Origin of the sequence: Legionella quinlivanii (genome assembly GCF_900461555.1) — a bacterium.
In the GTDB taxonomy this organism is placed as follows: Bacteria; Pseudomonadota; Gammaproteobacteria; order Legionellales; family Legionellaceae; genus Legionella_C; species Legionella_C quinlivanii.
The window spans coordinates 2,411,775-2,429,159 of record NZ_UGOX01000001.1; the positions used below are offsets into that span (position 1 = coordinate 2,411,775).

The window sequence follows — 17,385 nt, forward strand, 5'->3', positions numbered from 1 at the left end:
CTTATAACCTGTGATATAGATACTGCTAGACTTTTAAACAGGACTTAAAAGAAATGGACTTTTCCCGCTTAATACTTAGTCTTTTTTTGATTATTGTTTCAACGATATCCTATTCTTCAACGACCTCAGACAATCTGGGTATTGTTTTTATTCATGGTACCAATGATCACCGTGATGACGCAGATGGCGGTTATTGGAAAAAGGATTTTATAAGCCAGATGAGCCAAAGTCTGCCTAAACCCGGCAATGCTCTGGTTATAGCCTGTGACTACAGTAAATACATGTGGGAAGAAGAGGCCTCTGGCTGCACAGCCGATCAGATTCTGGATTTTGTAACAAATAAAAATATTGACAAGCTGGTAGTATACACTCATTCCAATGGTGCTAACGTCATGCGCTGGATCTTGTCTCACCCCACCTATGACGAGCGATTCTTGAAATTAGGCAAAATCATTCGCCGGGTCGTCGCACTTGCCCCTTCAAGCGGCGGAACTCCGCTTGCTGATGAAGTGATCAGCGGAAATATTTTTACGGAATCAGTGGGATGGCTGCTCGGCTATCGAAATAATTCCGTCAAACAACAGCGTGTCGGTGATATGGCCCTGTTTAATAATGAACTCCTCCTTGGAAGTGCCGGACGAAGCAACCTGCCCGTACCGTTCAGAGTGGTTGTAGGAACAGATGTCACCGCGTCTCCTTTTTCCAGCGCAAGCTATTGCAATGGCTATTTGCTTAGCACCGGTTTAAAACTAACCAAGCTATACCTGGAACGATGCTCAGACGGTTTTCTTAATTGCAGCTCGCAGGTCATTGCCGGGACCCTTTGGTTTTTTGATACCGAGAAAACAAACGATAAGACGCCTTTAAGTCACAGCCAAAGCAGGCACAGTTGTTTCGGTTTGGAACAAATTCTCATCACCGATCTGGCGCAACAAGGAGTATAGCCATGAGAGCAAAATACAGTATTTTTCTGGCGCTTGCCGCCTCACAGGCTATGGCAGCTACATTTCCGGAACAGGCGGTTCACACCTATCCTTGTGAGAGCTGCGCCTTATTACCTCGTGTGGCGCTAAGCACTCACTGGCCTTTTACCGATGCCCGACTGCTGAAAAAAACAAGCCCCCTGCGCGAACAGCAGACAAAATCCTACCACATCAAGGTCAGTTTTGCGCAGTTGCAGAAAGGGATCCAGCTGCCAACCAAAGCGGCTGGTGCGATTCTTAGAATAAATCCTGTTCAAAGTAAATCCTCCGCTCTTCCTGAAATACCACAGCTCCTAATTCAAAAAGATAAACTTCAATATACATTGAAAGAGGCTGCTGAGCTGATGGCGAAAGATGAAGCCCTCGCCGACACACCCTTTCCCAGGAATGGGGTGGTGATGCAACTCAGCCCCTCACTGGGCAGCGGTATGTTTTCGCTGACAGCCGCATCAGGAAATAATTCCCCTGCAGATGAATTTATCATACATGTAAATGATATAGGCTCCAGCGCCTATTTCAGTGTAAGCACGGATAAAAGCAGCTATCGCTATGGCGACATGCTAATTGCCACCATTCGTACAACTGACTATAACGCAGATCGGATTGAAGGAACCCTGTTTAGTCCTGGCGGTACCCAATACCCCCTTACCCTTAAAGAAATCAGTGAAGGGGTTTATCAAGGGAAAATCCGGTTAACAGAAGAGATCAATTCTCTGGGTGAAAATTGGTATGTGGAAGCCGAGGAATGTATTCTTTTAGGAAGTCAGGAGCTTAAGTACCAGGCTCACACCGCATTCTCCTATTCACTGCCCTCGGCGGCCCTGCTTGAGATTAAGCCATCCGGCAGACAGGCCTTTGAGTATAGCGCCAAATTAAACGTATCTATGTCAAGTCGTTATGCCCTGCAGGCAGTCTTATTGGCCACAGATAAACAAGGCCATAAGATTCCAGTGGAAACAGCACAATCTGCAAACTGGCTGGACGCTGGAAAAACAACTTTGACCCTTAGTTTTTCTCCTGATTTGGCCAACCGTTATAGCGGACCTTTTTATTTAACCGCTATTCAAGTGATTGACTATGGTCAAATCAAGTCAGTTTTTGAGTACAATAACCCTATTCTTATTTCTTAAGATTTATTTAATGCCTGATTTATCCTGTTTTTTTTCGCTGCAGGGGTTGGTTTATACCAACCTGTTGCAGTTGCTGTTTCTCTTTCTGTTGATTGCACAACGAGGAAAGTTACAGAGAAGCGTCTCTTTGGAAATGAGCCAGTTAAGAGAGCTGTTTATAGAGCAAGTTCATGAGTTGGAAATGGTGATCAGTGAAAACGCTTCAAACAGCCAGCAACGCCTTTATGAGCTGATCATCCAAAACCAGTTAAGCGCTCAGGAGCTGATTACTAAAAATATACAACAGCAAATGACGGATATCAGAGAGCAAATCAATTTCAGTTTCAGGCAGCACGCTAATGGGCTCACCTCTCATCTTCATTCCTTGACAGAGGAAATCCGCAATCACCTGCAACAACTTACTCAACAAGTCAATCATAAGCTGGCAGAGGGCTTTGAAAAAACCTCCAGCACCTTTACGGATGTAGTCAGGCGCCTGACCATTATCGATGAAGCACAGAAAAAAATAACTGAGCTGTCCACTCATGTCGTCAGCCTTCAGGATGTACTGCAGGATAAACGCTCAAGAGGCGCCTTTGGCGAAGTCCAGTTAAATGTCTTAATTGCCAATATGCTTCCCTCCACCCACTATCAAATGCAATACACCTTAAGTAATCAAAAACGTGCTGATTGTATACTTTTTCTCCCCGAACCCACTGGACAGGTGGTCATCGATGCCAAATTTCCGCTGGAAACCTATCAAAAACTGATTAACAGCAACTGCTCATTGGCAGATAAAAAAATACTGCAGCAGCAATTTCGTCAGGATGTCAGCAAACATATTAAAGATATTGCCGAAAAGTACATTATTTCAGGTGAAACCAGCGATGGTGCGATGATGTTTATACCGGCTGAAGCTATTTTCGCTGAAATTCATGCCAATTACCCGGAGGTGGTTGCCTTATCACAACGACTCAAAGTGTGGCTGGTTTCCCCCTCTACACTGATGGCCGTTTTGACTACGGCGAAGGCGGTACTTAAAGATGACGCCACTCGCAAACAGGTTCATATCATTCAGAAACATTTACATGCTCTGGCTGATGACTTCCAGCGCTTTGAAAAACGGATGGATAAATTGTCGAAGCATATCGATCAGGCGCATCAGGATGTCGACGAAGTCTCTACTTCAGCCAGAAAAATCACCCAGCGCTTCCAGCGCATTGAATCGGTAGATTTGCTGATCACCGAGGACTCAAAGGAATAAACGATTGAGTCCAAAGAACTTCTTTTCAAACCCGCAATTTGATATGCTGACTTAATCAGCTCTGAGGGAACTACTCATGTATAATGTTTCGCGTCTCGTCCTGTTTACATTTCTATTATTCAGTCTGTCCCTGGCACATGCCGGACGCTGTTTAGGAAACACTTCCACAGCCTGCCCGACTTGCTGTGATCAGTGCTGTGGCAATATGGGCGGTATTTCATACTGCGACTCATCGGCAGGACGCTTCGTATGTAACAACGGTTACTACTCCGCCTGTTATTGTACCCGGCATGCGATTATGGATCTGCAGAAAATCCAGGGTTGCTGCCTTTGGCAGGGGGGCGTTTTAAAAGTCGACGACATCACTGGTGCAGTAATTTGCAATAGCGGCCAGGTTTCAGAATCATGCAGCCTAGATATTACTCAGAATATAGTAACCTGGTAATCCAGTTCTAATTTACAGAGCTTGCTCGGTGCTTATACCCGAGCATCCTGTCATAAAAAGAATCTATTACTGGACAACTTTCCTTGCAACAATCATAATTAAGGTTTTGCTCAGCAAAAATCAATGACGACACCTCTGATAGAAATTAAAAACGTTTTTAAATCCTATGGCCAGAATGAAATTCTGACCGATATTTCCCTATCTGTCCTTGATGGCGAATTTTTAACATTACTCGGCCCCTCGGGTTGCGGAAAGACGACGCTGCTTCGTCTGATTTCCGGTTTTGAACAGCCGACGAAGGGGGAAATTTATATTAACGGGATCTGCGTAAATAATTTGCCTCCCCAAAAACGCGATGTGCATACAGTATTCCAAAGCTATGCCTTATTTCCTCATCTGACTGTATTTGAAAATGTGGCTTTTGCCCTGCGCTGCCGCAAAATCAAAGAAGAAGAGATTCGAGAGCGGGTATTGGACGCCTTACGGCTTGTGCAGCTGGAACCCTTCGCCGAGCGTAATATCAAGCAGTTGAGCGGAGGCCAGCAACAGCGGGTTGCCATTGCCAGAGCAATAATTAACCGCCCGCAGGTTTTGCTGCTTGACGAGCCGCTAAGCTCACTGGATTATCGTCTGAGAAAGGCCATGCAATCAGAATTAAAGCAGCTGCAGCAAAAATTAAATATGACCTTCATTTTTGTCACCCATGATCAGGAAGAAGCATTATCAATGTCTGATCGAATCGTCATTTTTAATCACGGCCAGATTGAGCAGATTGGCACTCCGCGTGAAGTCTATGAAACCCCTGTAAATTTGCACGTGGCCAGCTTTATCGGCGAAGCCAATATCTTTCAGACCACAATTAAGGAAGTCAGAGAACAGGATCTGACAGTTGAGATTGAGGGAGTGGAGCTCACCTGCAAAAACACCTCCAACTTCAAACCTGGAGAGAAAGTTCACCTGATTGTACGGCCTGAAGATATCCGTGTGTGGGATTTGCACGAAGTAAAAGACAGCCACGATATGCTTCCAGGACAAATTAATGAAATTGTTTATAAAGGTTCGACCGTTGATTTAAAAGTCAGCCTTGACTCAGGAAAAATAATTAATGCCTCTGAGTTTTTTGATGAGGATGACGATAAGCTGGAATACAGTGCAAATGAAACAGTCTGGGTAGAATGGTTATCAGGATGGGAGGTGCTTTTACGCGATGAAAGCTAAGGCATTCTCACTTTATTTTCTATACAGCTGGCTGATTATCTTCAGTTTCCTGCCGCTTTGCTTTGTGCTGATAACCAGTTTTCTCTCCAGGGATCCCGTAAATCTGATGGCCCTTCCCTTTACGCTTGAAAATTATTCAGCTCTGTTAAACTGGGTATTTACAAAAATCTTCTTTCGCTCATTGCTGATTGCAGCGATTACAACTTTCCTATGTCTCTTAATCGCCTATCCATTTAGCTATCTCCTAGTGAAATCCCGGCATCAGTCTATTTTGATTCTCTTAATTATCATACCCTTTTGGACCAGCTCTCTGGTACGGACCTATTCGCTCATCGCTATGCTGAAATATAAAGGCATTATCAACGCTGTACTTTTAAAGCTTCATATCATTCATGAACCTTTATCGCTGCTTTACTCCAATTTTGCGGTCATTATCGGTCTTGTTTATAATCTTTTTCCCTTTATGGTATTGCCGATTTTTAATAATATGGAACGTTTTGATTTTCGCTTAATTGAGGCGGCCAGAGATTTGGGCGCAAGCAAATGGGCAATATTCAACCGCGTTTTTCTACCCAACACAGCTCCGGGTATCACCGCCGGCTCTCTTTTGGTCATGCTTCCGGCAATGACACTGTTTTATATTCCTAACGTATTGGGAGGAGCACGTTCCATTCTTCTTGGTAATTTAATTCAGAATCAACTCTTAGTGCTTGAGAATTGGCCGCAGGGCTCGGCGACCAGTATTGTGCTTACTTTACTATTGCTTCTAATTCTCATGTTTTATCGACGTCAAAGTAGCGAGGTGAGCGCATGAAACAGCTCGCCCAGCGTTTTTTCCTTTTCTTTGTTTATACACTTTTATATTTACCTATTCTTATCCTGGTGCTTTATTCTGTTAATAATGCCAAGTTTTCCCTGCAATGGCATGGTTTTTCAATAAAATGGTACACTGAACTTTTCCATGATCGCGGATTGTGGGCTGCATTTAGCAACTCATTAATATTGGGAGTCAGTTCGGCATTAATCGCTACCGTTATTGGTTTATTAACTGCCGTCCACCTCTTTCTCTTCAAAACCAGACATCGACAAGTTCTGGCTGTGATGCTTTTATTGCTGGTGATTATTCCCGATTTGGTACTGGGCGTTTCATTATTGATATTCTTTAATATCACCGGATTACCCCTGGGATTTTTTAGTCTGTTGATTGCACACATCACTTTTTGCCTGCCTTTTGTTATTTTAACCATTAATGCACGCATCAATACCCTCAACCCGAATATCTATTTCAGTGCGCTGGACTTAGGCGCCAGCCGTTTTACCGCATTAAGAAAAATCTTGCTCCCCCTGCTTTGGCCTGCTGTCCTTAGCGCCTTTCTGCTTTGCTTTACCCTGTCTCTTGATGATGTGATTATCAGTTATTTTGTCGCCGGGCCTGATTTCAATATTCTTCCCTTAACCATCTATTCGCTGGTACGCGCAGGGGTTACTCCTGAGCTCAATGCACTCTGTTCTATCACCTTTGGCTTCTCAATGATTCTGGTTATCATTTCCCATTTATTATCCAGGCGTTCACTATGAAAAAGCTGATGCTTATATTCTGGTTTGTATTCTATTCAGTAACCGGGTTTTCTGCTGTAGTGAATGTCTATGTCTGGGGCGGCGAAATTCCCAAATCTGTTATTCAGCAATTTGAAAGTGAAACAGGGATTAAGGTGAATTTTTCCACCTATGACAGCAATGAAACCATGTATGCCAAACTAAAGGCAAGCAGCAGAACAATTTATGATGTCATTCTACCTTCCGGCTATTTTGTTGAACGAATGAAAAAACAGAATATGCTTCATCCTATCGATCCGCAAAAATTACCTAATCTTAAAAATCTTGATCCTGTTTTTACCAATAATGCCTTTGATCCGGGTAATCAATTCAGCGTCCCCATGATTTGGGGATTAACCGGTATTTTTTACAATCAGACCAAAATAAAAAATCCCCCCTTAAGCTGGGCAGAACTTTGGGAGAGACAGTGGAAAAACCAGTTAATGCTTCTTGATGATTCCCGGGAAGTATTTGCTATTGCCCTGATGAGTCTGGGCTTTGATCCCAATGATACGGATGTAAAGCATATTCAGCTAGCTTATGAACATCTTTTGAAGCTGGTTCCCAATATCAAACTCTTTGCCAGCGACAGTATTCAGGCCATAATGATTGATGAAGATGCCTCGCTTGGAAGCGCCTGGAATGGCGATGCTTTTAAGGCGCAGGCGGAAAATACAAACATCCGTTTTAACTTTCCCCGAGATGGTTTTGTGATTTGGGTGGACTGTCTCGCAATGCCGCTCAATCCACCGCATCCCGAAGAAGCCTATGCCTTCATCAACTTCATTTTACGCCCTGACGTTGCCAGTCAGATTGCACTCAAAGAAGGACATGCAATCACCAATTTATCAGGACGAAAATTACTGCCTCCCTCACTTCAGGAAAGCAAACTGATTTATCCCTCTGCGGATGTTTTGAAGCAAGGACATTTTCAAAGAGATGTGGGAGAAGATACTTTGTTAATATATAACCAGTATTGGGAACAGCTTAAACTGGCGTTTTAGTAACAGGCTGGAAGATGGGTTAAATCAACCCTCTCCCTGGCCCTCTCCCAGCTTGGGAGAGGGGATTTTTTTCTTAAACCCCACCTTAAAGCCCTCTCGCCTCTTTGGGAGAGAGCTAGAGAGAGGGGTTAAGAAACACCCTGCCTCTCACTCCGTATTCTTACTTTCCGGTAACTTATGCAATTGCCTGTCGGGATAAATCTGCTTCACCCCTCTGTAGAAGGTCCCCTGAGCGCTGAAAACTGCCATAAGGACACCAGCCTTACCATCCAATATCCCGCGCTGCAAAATCAGACAGCGGAAAAACATCCAGCCGGTACTCAACATTACCGACAGGAACGAAGGAGCTTTACCTTGTTTAATGCGAACTCGTGCGCTGTAAGACGAATAACGATTAATTTTAGCAAGGGCGTGCGTCACATCGAGAAAGGAATGATGCATAATGGGGTTAGATATCTTACCTACAACACGATTATCGGGAAGAATGATTTTCTCATGAACTATATCATCACTGTATCGAGCTCCGTCTCGCTGGAACAAACGAATATGACGCTTGGGGCTGGCAGAATAGCGTAATACTTTTCCATAAAAATTCATGCGAATAGGAACCCGGAAAGCCTGGGCTTTTCCCGACTGCATGGCAGACTCGATCTCTGATTTTAAATCGTCGCTCACCGACTCATCCGCATCCAGATTTAATACCCAATCCCCTGAGGCCAGTGCCAGAGCACGCTGCTTCTGAATACCATAGCCCTGCCAATCATCGCTAATATACACATGCTCTGTGTATTCCTGAGCAATGGAAACCGTTTTATCGGTACTCCCGGAATCCAGTACAATAATCTCATCAGCCCAATCAATCGAGTCCAAGCATCTTTTTATATTCGCTTCTTCATTTTTGGTAATAATAATAACACTGAGCATTAAATCGACCCGACAGTTAACCTGGGCTTATTTTAACGAGAATGCCTGAGCTTGTAACTAAGAAGAGATATTTTAAGAAGAAAATTAAAATATAGAACCTATCGGACTCATATCCTGATATCAGACAAAATTATTCGTCATGGCATTTACGAAAGTTTCTAATGATTTCATTGGTGGAGTTATTAACAATATGTCCGTGATAATCACCTGTCTTGCCTTGCACCTGGGTTAACATCCAAATGAATAGTTGCTCAAGATCATCGCTTGTATTATTTTGAACTTCCTGTGCTCCTACGTAAATTTTAGCCGTATATATAAACATAACAATTCCCCATTAACAATAATGAGCAGCAATAGACACAATGAAGTTCACGCGATGTAAAACCTTTCGGTTTACTACGGGAATTGCAAAGCAGATCTTACATCCTGATAAATTAAGTATGGCACAGTTTTGAAAATCACAAGCTGTTGTACCAGTTTTGCAGCATTTATTTTTTGCCTCTTTCCCAGGTCGGCAAAAGAGCATAATATAGCAGATTGTCTATTTAAACCTTAACCTGGATCAGGAGTAAAATGAAAAGGATTTGTATTGCGGGTTTATTATTACTGTTAAATATCTCTACAGCACTTGCCTATGATGAACCTTATGTCAATCTGGGATTTACAAGCTTCTTCGATGGCGGGCCTCCTGCTGGACCAGGGGTGTATTTTCAGGATTATTTCCAATATTTCACTACCGATCAGCTAAAAGATAAGAATGGCGATCGTCTGCCTCTTCCAAAAACAGATGTCGATGTCACCGTCAATATTACACAATTGATTTATCTCTCGAAAATTAAAATTCTTGGCGCCAGTCTGGGTATGTCCGCCCTGCTTCCCTGGGTGGTCAACAGCAGTGTGGATGATGGTTTGGACAACACAGCCATATATGGCCAAGTGGGGCAAGGGGATTTATTTATAGGTCCTGCCCTGCAATTTGACCCGGTCATGCGAAAAGACGGTCAAGGCCCCCTATGGGTCCATCGTCTGGATCTGGATATTGTCGTACCCACTGGTGAGTATAACCGCAATTATGCAATTAACCCGGGGAGCAATTTCTGGTCAATTAACCCTTACTGGGCAGGAACATTTTGGTTTACTCCCAAAATAGCCGCTTCATTTCGTCTCCATTATTTATGGAACGCTAAAAATCATGACCCCAATGTTGCCTTTGGCCCCTACGCAAGAACCACACAAGCGGGACAGGCAGTTTACGCCAATTTTGCTGGCAGCTATCAGTTTACAGACAAGTTTTTTGCAGGTATCAATGGTTATTGGTTCAATCAGTTCACCGATACCAAAGTAAATGGTGCGGACGTTCAAGGCAGGCGTGAGAAGCTCTGGTCAATTGGACCCGGGTTATTATATAACATTACAAAAAACCATTTTCTCTTCCTTAACTATTATGCAGAACAGGACGCAAGGAACAGAGCACAGGCTAAAGTTGCCGTAGCCCGGTTTGTGATTCATTTTTAACGTATTGAATTATCATCTAATTCCTCCCCCACGTACCCTAAGAGCCTACGTACCCCGCTTTATGCGGGGCATCCATAAAAATGGTAGTGAGTTTTAAAATGCTTTAGTCAATCAGACACATTGCCTGGATACCCCGCATAAAGCGGGGTACGTAGGCTCTAATAGGATGGTTAAATTTTGTGACCACCTCTCAGGGACAAGCCGGGGACGTAGAGCTAATTGCAGACTGAGTTGTCAGAGGTGTGTAGATATACCTATTGAACAACTCGCAGCACGCAGGCTAAAGCGTTATTTGAGTGCACTGAGAGGTTACATTGCTTTCCCTTTCTGCTGATAGCCTCTCTACAGAATGAAACAAAGAGGAATACGCCGCCAATCCCGGTTGAACAGTCTGATTTGCTTCCAGCTGGGTGAATAAATCAATCCCATCTTCAAACTGATTCGCTTTTGCGATATCCAGTGCAGTCTGCCCCTCTTTGTTTTTTATGCCGGCAAACACTTGTATTGTAGCGCCATCCTTAAGTCTTAGTTGAAGCTCAAGTACCATAGAGATCAGATCCGTTCGCTGCGTAGCTGCAGCCCAGTGCAGAAAACTATTCGATTGCGAATCCTGTTGCCGAATCAAATTGTAAAAAATATTTGTAGGCAACCTTGAAAGCAGGTAACGACCTTGCGGGCGATTGAGCAAATAAAGTAATAGGGAATTAGACTCCGACAATCCACCCCAGCTCTTTCTGGTTATATCATGATCAAAACTTAATCCGATAGCATCTTGTAGATCTGATTTCATAGTATCGGATATAGCCAGGTTCTTGAAAATTAATACCAGAAACTCAAGACCTGCTTCAGTACGCGCCAGCACTTCAAAGCAGGATTTACTGGTTTCCTCAAAAGGCTTGAACAATTCTTTTAAAGAGAAACTGAAATTAACCAGCTCAGGATTCTCTCCCAAATACTTTTCAAGACAACGCCAGAGGTTTTCCTCCTCTCTCGTTTTAAGACTCTTTTCAAATAAATACTGAAGCAGGGACGGCATGCCTTTCCAGGGGTTCACTAGAAACGAGTACAATAAACTGGGAACTGTTCCTATCATCAATAGATCAAAATTAGCATAGATTTCTTCTGAGTGCAGTGTAGTAGTCAATAAGTCCAAGAGTGCATTAATTTTTGCCTTGTTACAGAGTTCATTGAGCTCATCCTGTTTTCCAAGAACACGCTGCTCCTTTGTTTTCAGTTGAAGCAAGATTTTCCTTTCTTTTCCGCTCTTTTGCATTTGCAATTTGGCCGATGCTATTTTATTTCGTATCGTGGCAATCTCCTGGTTCAACTCATTAATTTCATTTCTCAGTTTCTTAGCATCAGGAAGAAGGAAAGCCCCTCTTGTTCCAACAATATTTTTCATCCTTTTCATAAGAGACTCCTCGCTATTATCGGGCTCATGCGAGGTAGAAGTAGCCTTTTTAGCGGAAGATCTTACATAAAGTGCAGGGTCAAGCGCTTTGATTACATTACTCAGATTATTCTTTTGAGCTAACTCGAGAGGCGTAAGCCCATCCTTATTTTTTATGCTCCATACATCGCATTCCGGCTTCAAAAGGCCATCACGCAATACGCTGTCTCTTGCAGCCATGATTAAAACAATCACATTGATGCGCTGGTTTCTGACCGCCCAATGCAAAAGTGTCTCACTTGCTTTGTCTTTCCAGACTAAGCCTGAAAACAATTGACTGGTAAAAAGAAGCTTAAATACTTGTCGGCCTGATGGACTGTTAAGCAGGAATATTAACAAATTGTTCTCATCGCTCAAATTATCCCACTCAGTGTTTGCGGTCGCACCAAAAAAAATAACCGACAATACAAGGAGAGGACCTTTATCGAGCATTTCAGGGACTGGTAGGGATTCCAGGACCTCTTTCAAAAAATCGAGGCCATCCTGTCGCCGGCATAGAATTTCAAAATAGCTTTTCCCACTTACAGGTTCTTTTTTAATTAATTCATTTAGTGAAAAATAAAACTCGGTCATCTCGGGATTCTTGGTAAAAGAACGTTTAAGCGCCATCCATTTATCATTATCGGATTTTAACCTGCTCAGGAAACTGTCATAACCTGCATTCTTGATGAGGAATAGGAATTCAAGAATTACCTCCGGCTGCGGTTTCTCACCACCCAGACGATCAAGCCAGTCGTCAGAAAAAACCTCAAACCATCTATTCAAATCTGACTGAGTTTTCTCGTCTTTTGTTAAGGACGTCGAAGACTGACTTGCAGATGCTGATGGATCCTTGGTTTCAAATAAACTCATCAACTTTGTCTGCTCATCGAGGGGAAGATCTGTTTTAATTGTATCTATCAGCCTGGATACGCCTAAATTACCACCAGTGCTGATTGGCAACTTCTCTTGACTTTTCTGGTTACTGTTAAAAAAATTGGGTAACAGACCTGCCAAACCGCCTGAAACATTATTTTTTGAAAGACTGGCGGTAGTTGCGGCGGCGGGAGGCTTCCCTCCAGCAGGGTTCATACGCTGCCTGCCCCTTCTTCCTTTATTAGCATTTCGTTTTCCTCTTACTGTATTTGAATCAGGCGCAGCGTCTTCCTTTACATTTACAGAAGAAGCAGCTTCCAGTAACTTTTCCGACTCTTGAGCGGGAACTGTTTCACTTGGCTTAACTGGCTCTTCTATCTTAATTAGCTCATTCGCCAACAGGAAGCTTGTATAATCAGCATGAGGCGTATTCCCCTTAAGCCAGCGATTAAACGCTTCTTCCGCCATTTCTTTCCTGCCGTTCCGATACAGCCTGCAGGTTTCTTCCAGCCATCCCGCCAGGCGTTCTTCCTCAGTTTGTTTAAGAATCACCTCGCTCAAAAAGGCCGTGTCTGGCGTTTTTATGCCTTTCTCCAGCTCATTGCAAAGCATAGTCAATGGATGGCCTTTCCCTTGGTCAACAAATAAACGGCGCGTAGCGCGTGTACAGCTCGTGAAGAATTTGTTTAAGGGCGGACCAAATCGATCTTTGCTGCAACCTCGTCTGGCCCGGTTAACAGGTACTTTGGCATTCGGATCCAGTTCACGGCTGGCCTCATGGCAAAGCGTATCATCCAGCATCCGATACAGGAGCACATTCTCATACTCCAGTCCTTTGATTTGCTCCGGGGTAAATATCATTACACCAGGATATTTGTCCCGGGCTTCCTTCACATACTGAGGCAGGGTGATAATGGCGAAATTACTTTGCCTGGCCATTTCCCGTAATTTGGCCAGTTCTTCTTTATCCTGCTTCAACCAATGGACCATGCCTGGCGTATTTGCCTGTTCAGGAGACATCTTTATTTCAGGCTTTTCCAGTTTGTCTGAGCTTCCGCCCACCACCGTGTTTTTTATACGGATCACTGTGTTCGCGAAATGCACCACATCAGCAGGGCAACGGTAAGAATGCGGCAATTCAATATGCTCAAGCTTTAACTTTGAGCGGTGCATCATTTCAAAGATGAATGGACGCTTGGATTTACTATCAAATAGACTTTGATGAGAATCCATGCAAAAGCAAATCTGCCCATTTTTAGCAAGATTCAGCAAATTTACCAGTTCCTGGCCTGACAAATCCTGGGCCTCATCGCCGAGGACCAGGTCGTATTTGCCTTGCTGTTTCAGATCAAGAAAATCAAGCGCCACCTTATGTTGGTCTTCAAGATTGGCCAGATAGGCCTCGTAGGTCTTAAGTATCCATTGCCTATCCGCTTGATTATGATACAGGCTTTTCTTTACTCCGAGCCCCATGTATTCACCTGGATAACCCGATAGCAGACGAAACTCCTCATAAATCTGGCGTGATTCATGTAAACGGGATGGTATATGATCTTTTAACCACTGCTCAAAATCGGTTTCCCTGGCCAGGCTTTTCCCAACAAAAGCCTCACTTTTCTGCTCGCGGGCAACCGTTTCATAGGTTTTAAACTCAACTCGTTGCTTCAGCTCCTCAGGTAGTAACAGGGCATCCCAAATTGCCTGCATCGCCTCGATTAATTCCGGGGATTTCGTCACATAAAGTATGCGCGCCTCAGGATTATCAGACAGACGGCTTAGAAACTCTGTAATCAGCGAGATCGCCACACAGGATTTTCCAGAGCCAGGCGCCCCACTGACTAAAGCAGGAAGCATAGCTTCCAATAGCGATTCCTGCTGGCTGTTTAAACGAATGAAATTCTGATTGTAACAATCCAGCGTTATCACCGGATGGGGTGGAGCAATTGCCTCCCCAGCAACCTGACGATCAGCAGCGGCACGTTCTTCTGCCATCTGCTCGCGGATGCGCTGGATTATTGAGGTACCGTACTTCGTCCGATATTTTTCTACCCCGTGCTTATCTGAATATAGGGGTGATTTGTTATAATCATGATTTTCGGCAATGTCTGCTATGACTGCATTACACTCACCATCTACTTCAAAATCAATAATCAGGGCCCGGTCGGCCTTGTTCAAGCGTGCGCTTGCCAAATCACGACGCAATGGTTCATAGTCTGTTGTGCCGGGGCTATTCAGCAATGCCCCAGCCAGATTCTTTACCAGCTTGGGACCCTTCGTATATTTCGCCAATGCGGCTCTGTCTATAAATACACGTTTCCAACGAACCAGATTATTTTCTTTCTTCTCTTGCATGAATCACCAAAAACAAACAACCACCTGCATGGCGATATATTATACATTGAGAACAATAACAAATCAAAAGCGTTTTTCAAGTGTTCGGACTCCTGACAATCCCCACCTTGTCATTTCCACGCAGGCGGAAATCTATTCCTGATTCGGCACAGTGCCATGTATGAAATCAAAATAATTTCCTTTTTCATAGCCTCTTAATTTTCTCATAAGAATAAGAAATCTATAGCAGGGATACGAGCGGAAAAAGCCTTGCCAAATCAGTTGAAATTAACTTAAATATACATTCCAATTCCGAGCCTGCTCAAAAAATACATTCAGTCACTGCCGCATAGAATAAAAAAATCCCGCCTAAGCGGGATTTTTTGAATCTGACTATCTAGCTAGAAAACACCTTCACGATAATCATGGCTTTCAAAATGCAGCTTGCCTTCTTTGACTTTCAGAATCACATGACCGCCATTCGTTAATTTACCAAACAGCAGCTCATCAGCTAAAGGCTTCTTGACATTTTCCTGAATCAGACGGGCCATTGGTCTTGCACCCATTGCCTTATCATAGCCATGTTCAATCAACCATTCGCGGGCCGCCTTATCCACTTTAAAGGTCACTCCCTTGGCACTTAATTGCTCGTCCAGCTCCATGATAAATTTATCAACTACCAGACCAATAGTGACATTATCCAATGGTGCGAAGTTGATAATCGCATCCAGACGGTTTCTGAATTCCGGGCTGAATTGACGCTTGATGGCATCAAGTCCGTCGAGGCTATTGTCCTGCATGGCAAAGCCGATAGAGCTTCGAGAAATTTCAGTAGCGCCGGCATTACTGGTCATCACCATGATCACATGACGGAAATCAGCCTGACGTCCATTGGTGTCGGTCAGCGTGCCATGATCCATAATTTGAAGCAACAGGTTGAACACATCGGGATGCGCTTTTTCGATTTCATCAAGCAGCAATACCGAATGAGGATTCTTAGTCACCGCTTCAGTCAGCAATCCGCCTTGATCGTAACCTACATACCCAGGAGGCGCTCCAATTAATCGAGATACAGTATGCTTTTCCATGTATTCTGACATATCGAAACGTAAGAGCTCAATGCCCAGTACATTAGCCAACTGACGGGTCACTTCAGTTTTACCTACCCCGGTAGGTCCGGCAAAAAGGAAGCAGCCTACTGGTTTTTGCGGTTCTCTTAAACCTGAGCGTGCCAATTTGATTGCAGAAGCCAGGGCGGTAATGGCCACATCCTGTCCATAAACCAGCAATTTGAGATCCCGCTCGAGATTTCGTAAAGTATCCTTATCTCTTGCAGAAACTTTTTTCACCGGGATACGGGCAATTTTCGCAACCACATTCTCTATTTCAGTGACACTGATAATTTTTCTGCGTTTGTTGGCTGTGAGAAGGTTTTGGTAGGCCCCTGCCTCGTCAACCACATCAATGGCTTTATCCGGTAAGAAACGATCATTAATATATTTGGCAGACAATTCCGCAGCCGCTTTAAGTGCAGGGATTGAGAATTTGACGCCATGATGCTCTTCCAGACGTCCTTTTAACCCTTTGAGGATCTCAAAGGTTTCATCAATACTTGGTTCTTTAATATCAATTTTCTGGAAACGTCTTGCCAAGGCACGATCTTTCTCAAAAATACCCCGGTATTCCTGATAAGTAGTAGAACCGATACATTTCAACTCACCATTCGCCAGAAGAGGTTTGATGAGATTGGACGCATCCATGACCCCACCAGAAGCGGCTCCAGCGCCGATAATGGTATGGATTTCGTCGATGAAAAGTACGGCGCCATCCTGCTGCCCCAATTGTTTGAGCACCGCTTTCAGGCGTTTTTCAAAATCACCACGGTATTTGGTTCCCGCCAGCAAAGCGCCCAAATCCAAAGAATAAACGATACAGCTACTGATCGCTTCCGGTACTTCCCCATCCACGATACGTCTTGCCAGACCTTCGGCTATTGCTGTTTTTCCAACCCCTGCTTCGCCCACCAGTAATGGGTTGTTCTTTCGACGACGGCAGAGCACCTGTATGGTGCGCTGAATTTCTTCATGTCGGCCAATAAGCGGATCAATCTTGCCCAATCTGGCTCGCTTGTTGAGGTTCATGCAGTAGCTTTCAAGCGGCGACTCGCTGCCCTCTCCTGACATCGACTCTTCATCCATAGAAGAATTCATGTTATCACTCATGTCGTTGTTCTGGTACTTGGAAACCCCATGAGAGATATAATTGATCACGTCAAGGCGTGTAATATTCTCTCTGCGGAGAAAATAAACTGCCTGGCTTTCCTGCTCACTGAAAATAGCAGCCAGTACATTTGCTCCGGTCACCTCAGTTTTGCCGGCCGATTGCACATGGAAAACCGCTCTTTGCAGTACCCGTTGAAATCCGAGTGTCGGCTGTGTTTCACGATCGACTTCATCTTCTGGGATTCGGGGAGTTGTCTCATCGATAAACTCGATCAAATCACGGCGTAATGAGTCAATATTAGCGTCACATGCCTGCAGAACATTTCCTGCTGCTGGATTATCAAGCAATGATAGCAACAAATGTTCTACCGTCATAAACTCATGACGTTTCTCCTTTGCTTCCTTAAAAGCAAGATTTAAGGTGAATTCAAGTTCTTTGTTTAACATTGTCGTTGCTCCTCTTCACCCA

13 protein-coding genes are annotated in these 17,385 nt (G+C 43.9%); 9 read left to right on the top strand and 4 right to left on the bottom strand.

Annotation, left to right across the window (positions count from 1 at the left end; translation table 11 throughout):
• The first annotated feature begins 53 nt into the window (after nt 1-53).
• The 8 genes from DYH61_RS10260 (at nt 54) to DYH61_RS10295 (ending at nt 7,619) form a co-directional block, all read left to right on the top strand.
• Nucleotides 54-944 carry a lipase family protein gene (locus DYH61_RS10260; RefSeq protein WP_058507340.1) on the top strand — a complete coding sequence of 297 codons (891 nt, stop codon included), beginning with the start codon at nt 54-56 and terminating at the stop codon, nt 942-944.
• 2 nt (nt 945-946) lie between these two features.
• Nucleotides 947-2,113, top strand: coding sequence for a DUF4785 domain-containing protein (locus DYH61_RS10265; protein WP_058507341.1), 1,167 nt, complete (start codon nt 947-949; stop codon nt 2,111-2,113).
• Nucleotides 2,114-2,123: 10 nt separating this feature from the next.
• Complete coding sequence (locus DYH61_RS10270; protein ID WP_058507342.1) at nt 2,124-3,356, top strand: DNA recombination protein RmuC; 1,233 nt, start codon at nt 2,124-2,126, stop codon at nt 3,354-3,356.
• Between the two features lie 76 nt (nt 3,357-3,432).
• Nucleotides 3,433-3,801 carry a hypothetical protein gene (locus tag DYH61_RS10275; RefSeq protein ID WP_058507343.1) on the top strand — a complete coding sequence of 123 codons (369 nt, stop codon included), beginning with the start codon at nt 3,433-3,435 and terminating at the stop codon, nt 3,799-3,801.
• A 123-nt stretch (nt 3,802-3,924) separates the two neighbouring features.
• Nucleotides 3,925-5,019 (top strand): spermidine/putrescine ABC transporter ATP-binding protein PotA, encoded by a 1,095-nt coding sequence (gene potA / locus DYH61_RS10280; RefSeq protein WP_058507344.1) that lies wholly within the window; start codon nt 3,925-3,927, stop codon nt 5,017-5,019.
• The gene (locus DYH61_RS10285; protein ID WP_058507345.1) at nt 5,009-5,833 is read left to right on the top strand and encodes an ABC transporter permease; all 825 of its coding nucleotides are present in this window, start codon (nt 5,009-5,011) and stop codon (nt 5,831-5,833) included. The genes potA and DYH61_RS10285 overlap by 11 nt, the downstream gene beginning before the upstream one ends.
• A complete protein-coding gene (locus DYH61_RS10290; RefSeq protein ID WP_058507346.1) occupies nt 5,830-6,597 on the top strand; it encodes an ABC transporter permease subunit in 768 nt (255 codons plus the stop codon). Before DYH61_RS10285 ends, DYH61_RS10290 begins: the two co-directional genes overlap by 4 nt.
• Nucleotides 6,594-7,619, top strand: a complete 1,026-nt coding sequence (locus tag DYH61_RS10295) for an ABC transporter substrate-binding protein (protein WP_058507347.1) — start codon at nt 6,594-6,596, stop codon at nt 7,617-7,619. Before DYH61_RS10290 ends, DYH61_RS10295 begins: the two co-directional genes overlap by 4 nt.
• Before the next feature lie 147 nt (nt 7,620-7,766).
• On the opposite strand, the gene DYH61_RS10300 is transcribed toward DYH61_RS10295, so the two are convergent.
• Both DYH61_RS10300 and DYH61_RS10305 read right to left on the bottom strand, forming a co-directional pair.
• Nucleotides 7,767-8,543 carry a glycosyltransferase family 2 protein gene (locus tag DYH61_RS10300; RefSeq protein ID WP_058507348.1) on the bottom strand — a complete coding sequence of 259 codons (777 nt, stop codon included), beginning with the start codon at nt 8,541-8,543 and terminating at the stop codon, nt 7,767-7,769.
• A gap of 130 nt (nt 8,544-8,673) precedes the next feature.
• The gene (locus DYH61_RS10305; protein WP_058507349.1) at nt 8,674-8,865 is read right to left on the bottom strand and encodes a hypothetical protein; all 192 of its coding nucleotides are present in this window, start codon (nt 8,863-8,865) and stop codon (nt 8,674-8,676) included.
• Between the two features lie 251 nt (nt 8,866-9,116).
• Here DYH61_RS10305 and DYH61_RS10310 point away from each other — a divergent pair, with 251 nt between their 5' ends.
• A complete protein-coding gene (locus tag DYH61_RS10310) occupies nt 9,117-10,058 on the top strand; it encodes a SphA family protein (RefSeq protein WP_058507350.1) in 942 nt (313 codons plus the stop codon).
• 280 nt (nt 10,059-10,338) lie between these two features.
• On the opposite strand, the gene DYH61_RS10315 is transcribed toward DYH61_RS10310, so the two are convergent.
• Both DYH61_RS10315 and clpA read right to left on the bottom strand, forming a co-directional pair.
• Nucleotides 10,339-14,715 (bottom strand): DNA/RNA helicase domain-containing protein, encoded by a 4,377-nt coding sequence (locus DYH61_RS10315; protein WP_058507351.1) that lies wholly within the window; start codon nt 14,713-14,715, stop codon nt 10,339-10,341.
• 380 nt (nt 14,716-15,095) lie between these two features.
• On the bottom strand, nt 15,096-17,363 hold the full coding sequence (gene clpA, locus DYH61_RS10320) for an ATP-dependent Clp protease ATP-binding subunit ClpA (RefSeq protein ID WP_058507352.1): 2,268 nt from the start codon (nt 17,361-17,363) through the stop codon (nt 15,096-15,098).
• Nucleotides 17,364-17,385: the final 22 nt, after the last annotated feature.

Coding starts and splice junctions, on each gene's coding strand:
- DYH61_RS10260 (WP_058507340.1), top strand. CDS start 54: ATGGACTTTTCCCGCTTAATACTTAGTCTTTTTTTGATTATTGTTTCA.
- DYH61_RS10265 (WP_058507341.1), top strand. CDS start 947: ATGAGAGCAAAATACAGTATTTTTCTGGCGCTTGCCGCCTCACAGGCT.
- DYH61_RS10270 (WP_058507342.1), top strand. CDS start 2,124: ATGCCTGATTTATCCTGTTTTTTTTCGCTGCAGGGGTTGGTTTATACC.
- DYH61_RS10275 (WP_058507343.1), top strand. CDS start 3,433: ATGTATAATGTTTCGCGTCTCGTCCTGTTTACATTTCTATTATTCAGT.
- potA (WP_058507344.1), top strand. CDS start 3,925: ATGACGACACCTCTGATAGAAATTAAAAACGTTTTTAAATCCTATGGC.
- DYH61_RS10285 (WP_058507345.1), top strand. CDS start 5,009: ATGAAAGCTAAGGCATTCTCACTTTATTTTCTATACAGCTGGCTGATT.
- DYH61_RS10290 (WP_058507346.1), top strand. CDS start 5,830: ATGAAACAGCTCGCCCAGCGTTTTTTCCTTTTCTTTGTTTATACACTT.
- DYH61_RS10295 (WP_058507347.1), top strand. CDS start 6,594: ATGAAAAAGCTGATGCTTATATTCTGGTTTGTATTCTATTCAGTAACC.
- DYH61_RS10300 (WP_058507348.1), bottom strand. CDS start 8,543: ATGCTCAGTGTTATTATTATTACCAAAAATGAAGAAGCGAATATAAAA.
- DYH61_RS10305 (WP_058507349.1), bottom strand. CDS start 8,865: ATGTTTATATATACGGCTAAAATTTACGTAGGAGCACAGGAAGTTCAA.
- DYH61_RS10310 (WP_058507350.1), top strand. CDS start 9,117: ATGAAAAGGATTTGTATTGCGGGTTTATTATTACTGTTAAATATCTCT.
- DYH61_RS10315 (WP_058507351.1), bottom strand. CDS start 14,715: ATGCAAGAGAAGAAAGAAAATAATCTGGTTCGTTGGAAACGTGTATTT.
- clpA (WP_058507352.1), bottom strand. CDS start 17,363: ATGTTAAACAAAGAACTTGAATTCACCTTAAATCTTGCTTTTAAGGAA.